This is a genomic window from Candidatus Symbiopectobacterium sp. NZEC135 (genome assembly GCF_025962695.1).
Map to the genome: position 1 here is coordinate 1 of NZ_JAGFPF010000489.1, position 1,324 is coordinate 1,324.

Here is a 1,324-nt window from a genome sequence, read left to right on the forward strand (position 1 = left end):
ACATTCTCCCGGCGGTAAGCTGATATTGTGTATCACCAGCAATGAAGGAGGCTCTTCGTCAGGGCGCGCATCGCAATGGGGGGAAGGCACCCGTTTTACGCCTGTTAACCAACCCGCTTCCAACTGCATACCACACGCTCCCCAATAAATGGTGTCATGCCATTATTACTCAGCTTTGGTTATTTTCCTAGCAAGGCATCTATAGAATAACCATTAACTCATTAAAATATAATAAATTTATTAAAAACCACTTATTTCTGCGATATCGATTCCAGATTTAACAAGAATCATGCAACCCGGGCCATTCTCTACGATCCGGCCTTCCAGTTATCCACATCTGCGCTCGTCCTCCCCTCGAGCCTCTTCTACCTTTATGCCAAACCTGCTGACTGAGTTGATGATCGTTATCGCGATTGTCGCCATTCTCGCCTCGATTGGCATTCCGGCTTATCAGGGATACCTGCAAAAGGCTGCCATGACCGACATGCTGCAATCGCTGGCACCGTATCAAACTGCGGTCAATTTGTGCGCGTTGGAAAACAGCAGCGTTGCGCCTTGTAACGCAGGGAGCCAAGGCATTCCCGTCGCAAGAGGTTCACGCTATGTCAGCGATCTCAGCGTAACACAAGGCGTCATCAGCTTGACGGGGCAGTCTGCCTTGCAAGGGTTAAACCTGACCTTGATACCACGTTGGGATAGCGGCACCAGTTCCGTCATTTGGCGCCGACACTGTCAGGCGGCCACGCAGGCTGAGAGCTTGATAGTCGCTTGCGAACGGGTATTTCGTTTCGATGATGCCGCGGAGTAAACATGAGCACATATGCCCCGTTGGATCAAGAGCTCAAGCGCCTGTGCCAACGCTATCAGGCACGGCTGCTGGCATTGGATGAACAAACGGTCACCATCGCCATTAACGGGGATGTGGCACCTGCATTGCTGACAGCACTAAAATTTGCCAGTAATCGCCGTATCGTAGTGGAACGCTGGTCACAAGCGAGACTGGAGCAGGCTTTCCACCCCGCGCCACAGGCGGCAGAAAGCGACGCCGTGTTCAGCGTGACACCTACCACCGAGCCGACAGACGAAGAGACGTCCGTTATCCACTTTATCAATCAAACGCTGGCGCAGGCCTTTCAGCGGCGGGCTTCAGATATCCATTTTGAACCTATGGCGGATAACTATCGTGTTCGAATGCGTATTGATGGCGTGTTGCATATTTGCACATCCCCCCCGTTAGACTGGGCCGCACGCCTTACCGCACGACTGAAAATCATGGGGCAACTCGATATTGCAGAGCGCCGTCTGCCGCAAGACGGTCAGTTCT

General features: G+C 52.4%; 2 protein-coding genes and 1 pseudogene. 2 read left to right on the forward strand and 1 reads right to left on the reverse strand.

Features of this window, described 5'->3' with window-relative positions:
• Window positions 1–129: pseudogene (locus J5224_RS28145) on the reverse strand (1,6-anhydro-N-acetylmuramyl-L-alanine amidase AmpD); the annotation flags it as partial.
• 244 nt (window positions 130–373) lie between these two features.
• On the opposite strand from J5224_RS28145, the gene ppdD reads away from it, so the two are divergent.
• Window positions 374–808 (forward strand): prepilin peptidase-dependent pilin, encoded by a 435-nt coding sequence (ppdD, locus tag J5224_RS28150; protein ID WP_264628410.1) that lies wholly within the window; start codon window positions 374–376, stop codon window positions 806–808.
• 2 nt (window positions 809–810) lie between these two features.
• Window positions 811–1,324: ATPase, T2SS/T4P/T4SS family (locus J5224_RS28155; protein ID WP_264628409.1), on the forward strand; the 514-nt coding region annotated here is incomplete at its 3' end.